Origin of the sequence: Haloparvum sedimenti (assembly GCF_001462205.1) — an archaeon.
Lineage (GTDB): Archaea > Halobacteriota > Halobacteria > Halobacteriales > Haloferacaceae > Haloparvum > Haloparvum sedimenti.
Map to the genome: position 1 here is coordinate 94,063 of NZ_LKIR01000139.1, position 3,650 is coordinate 97,712.

The following is a 3,650-nucleotide window of genomic DNA, read 5'->3' on the forward strand; positions in this document are numbered from 1 at the left end:
GACGATGGTGAAGTAGTACTCGTCGGTGTCGAACTCCTGGTGGGCGATGTCGATGGTGACACCACGCTCGCGCTCCTCGGCGAGGTTGTCCATCACGTAGGCGAACTCGAAGCCGCCCTTGCCCTTCTCTTCGGCTTCTTCGCGGTGCTGCTCGATGACGTGCTCGGGGACGCTCCCCGTCTCGTAGAGGAGTCGGCCCACGAGCGTACTCTTGCCGTGGTCGACGTGGCCGATAATGGCCAGATTCTGGTGCGGTTTGTCACTCATGGGTAATCACGCGCTAAGGCGCTCTGTGAGGATGTTTTCGGTTGATTCCACTAAAACGGTTTCGATACGCACCACAGCCCATCCCGGCCACGTCTGGCGGTTTATGCCAACACGACACACGATGCCGGCAAACGCGTCCCCGTCGCGACGGCAGAATCGGGAGAGAGCCGCCCGATCGAGGGTGCGCGCGAGCCGCGACTCCGCACCGACCGCCCTACTCCAGCCGACCCACGTCCGCGAGGACCGCGCTCGCGGTTTCGGGGCCGCCCGCGCCGCGGCCGGAGACGTTCAGCCGGCCGGCGTGGCTCGTCTCGATCTGGACGATGTTCTGGGTCCCCGTCACCGCGAGCGTTCCGTTCTCGGGAACGAGTCGCGGCCCGACGCGGACGCCCTCGCGGGTCGCCTCGCCCACCAGCCGGACGGTGCGGCCGTCCTCGGCCGCGAGCTCCAGCGCGCTCCCGGGGACGTTCCGGATCCCCTCGACCTCGGCGTCCGCGAGCGCGAAGTCGTCGGCGTCGGCCGGGTCGTCGACCGCACCGAACGAGAGCACGTTCGCGAGGATGACGCACTTCAGCGCCGCGTCCGTGCCGTCCACGTCGAAGGTGGGGTCCGCCTCCGCGACGCCCAGATCCTGCGCCTCGGCGAGGACGTGCTCGTAGTCGAGCCCCTCCGCCGCCATCCGGCTCAGGATGAAGTTCGCGGTGCCGTTGAGCACGCCGCGCGCGGCGGTGACGTGTGCGGGGCCGCAGTCCTCGACCGTGGAGACGATGGGGATGGCGCCGCCGACCGTCGCCTCGAACCGAACCGATCCTCCGGAGTCGGCCTCGAGCGCCGCCAGCTCGCGGAACCGCTCGGCGACCGGCCCCTTGTTCGCGAGGACGGCGTGCCGGTCGCGCTCCAGCGCCGTACGGACGTGCGAGAAGCCCGGTTCCGCGTCGCCGAGCGTCGTCGGCGTCGCCTCCACGAGCGCGTCGTAGTCGGCCGCGAGCGCGTCCGCCGGATCGCCGTCCCCCACGACGCCGGTCTCGTCCTTCTCGGCGAGAACGTCCGCCACGGCGAGGCCGTCCTCGTCGACCGCTGCGCCCCGCGAGTCGGCGAGGGCGACGACCTCGTGGCCGTAATCGCCCGCGAGTTCGGCGACCGAGCGCCCCACGGCGCCGCAGCCGAGGACGGCGAGTCTCACGCCTCACCCCCCGCGAGCGGCTCCACGACGTGTAAGCCCTTCTCGTCCGCGACCGACCGGACCGCCTCCAGCGCCGCGGTCGTCTCCCCGGCCCGAGTCTGGAGCCGGAGGCGCGCGCTGGATGCCTCCTCGGTCCCTTTCGGCGCCGCGAGCGACACGTCCGCGACCGAGGCGGACGCGCACTCCTCGATGCGCTTGAGCGTGTCCGAGAGGTCGGTGTCGATGATGTGGCCGACCAGGAGCAGGACGAGCTCCTCGGCGTACCGCTCCGTGCCGGCCTGCATCACGTTGATCCCCTCGGCGCGCAACGCGTCGACGATGCCCTCGAAGCGCTCCTCGGTCGCCTCGAAGTCCACTTCGACGGGGATGTGCCCGCGCGGGGTCTTGTTGCCCCGCTCGTGGTAGATGGACAGCAGGTTTCCGCCGTTGTCGGCGATCGGGTGGAGCGCGGCCAGCAGCTGTCCGGGCTCGTCGACGAGCTCCAGTCGGACGGTGTGCGTCGAGACGGACGCCCGCCCGCCGTCCGTTTCGGCGTCACGACCGCGCTCAGCGACCTCGGAGCCGTCGGCGCTCACGCCGCCACCTCCGGGGGGAGCGTCGGTCGAAGCGGTCCGCGCCGTCCGTGCCGGGCGGGCCGGCGGGCACGCGTTCCTGTTGTTGTCGGCGCGGAGCGGTCGCTCGTTGGCTCCGTGCCGACGCACCGAACGGGAGTCGTGCCCGTGTGCATACTCGAACCGTCGGACGGCAGGCGGGATAAACCTTCGACCTGGGCATGCGTTGCCTCCCCCGAAGATCGGTCACACACGCGGTCGGCTCGGTCCCACCACGACCTCGAGGAATGGCGGTCACGGCGGGCCCACAACGGCGAACGGCGACGAAACGCGAATCTGAGAGGACCGCTCAAGAAACGCCGTTCTGTCCGAACCGATCGACGGTGAGCGTCGCGCGGGAGCTTTTCCGTACCTGCGGGCGCGGTGCCGGGCGGTTGCGGTGCTGGGCGGTTGCGGTGCTGGGCGGTTGCGGTGCTGTGTGGTCGAGCACGAGGAACCGCGGCGGTGCGAGGGCGCGAAGCGCCCGTGGCGCCGACCGCGGCCCCTTTTTGATCGACATTTTTCAAGGGAGCGGTCAAGCCGGGGCGAAGCCCCGGCGCGACCCGACGCAGAAAAAGGTCGACTCTAGATGTAGTCGATGGACTGCGGCAGCTCGAGCTTCATGCCCTTGCGCTCGCGGATGTCCATGATCTGCTCGCGCTGGAGGTTGTCGGCCATGACGCGGAAGCCGGCGTTCTCCGTGTTCCAGGAGGCGCGACCCTCGGTCGCGGAGCGGATGTCGGAGGAGAACCCGATCATCTCCTCGACGGGCGCGATGCCCTCGACGACCATGAGGTCGCCTTCCTGGTACATGTCGTCGACGCGGCCGCGGCGACCCTGAATCTCGCCGGAGGCGGCGCCCATGTGCTCGGAGGGCACGTCGATGCGGACGTCCTGAATCGGCTCGAGCAGGCGGACCTCGCCGTCGATCAGCGCGCGGTGGACCGCGTCGCGGACCGCCGGGATGACCTGCGCGGGACCGCGGTGGATGGTGTCCTCGTGGAGCTTCGCGTCGTGGAGGCGGAACAGGGCGCCCTGGACCGGCTCGGCCGCGAGCGGGCCGTCGTCGAGGGCCTCCTGCAGGCCTTCGAGGACGAGCTCCATCGTCTCGTTGAGGTGCTGAATCCCCTTCGTGTCGTCGATGAGGATGTTGGTCCGGTGGATGTCCTCCACGTTCTGGGAGGTGTCCTTGTCCATGCCGGCCTCCTGCAGCGCTTCGCGGCGCTCCAGTTCGGGCATGTCCATCGAGACCTCGCCGAGCTGGATCGCGTCGACGATGTCCTCCGAGAGGGGCTCGACCGTGATGTAGAACTTGTTGTGGCGGTTCGGCGACTGCCCCTCGACCTCGCGGGACTGCTGCTGGGGCTGCTCGCGGAACACGACGATGGGCTCGCCGGTGATGACCGGGATGCCCTGGTTGTCGCGGATGCGCTGGGTGATCACTTCGAGGTGGAGCTCGCCCTGCCCGGAGATGAGGTGCTCGCCCGTGTCCTCGTTGATCTCGATCTGGATCGTCGGGTCCTCCTTGGCGACCTGCTGGAGCGTCTCGATGAGCTTCGGCAGGTCGTCCATGTTCTTCGCCTCGACGGACTTCGTGATGACCGGCTCGG

3 protein-coding genes and 1 pseudogene are annotated in these 3,650 nt (G+C 69.5%); all 4 read right to left on the reverse strand.

The genetic code is table 11. From position 1 onward, the window contains the following. Positions 1 to 267 (reverse strand): GTP-binding protein (locus tag AN233_RS18145; protein ID WP_245626080.1); only part of this gene is annotated, 267 nt, incomplete at its 3' end. A gap of 214 nt (positions 268 to 481) precedes the next feature. Beyond that, positions 482 to 1,450, reverse strand: coding sequence for a homoserine dehydrogenase (locus AN233_RS14080; protein ID WP_058367405.1), 969 nt, complete (start codon positions 1,448 to 1,450; stop codon positions 482 to 484). Next, entirely contained in the window at positions 1,447 to 2,025 is a 579-nt protein-coding gene (locus AN233_RS14085; protein ID WP_058367406.1) for a hypothetical protein, read from the reverse strand. The genes AN233_RS14080 and AN233_RS14085 overlap by 4 nt, the downstream gene beginning before the upstream one ends. 600 nt (positions 2,026 to 2,625) lie before the next feature. Next, positions 2,626 to 3,650, reverse strand: a pseudogene (locus tag AN233_RS14090) (elongation factor EF-2); the annotation flags it as partial.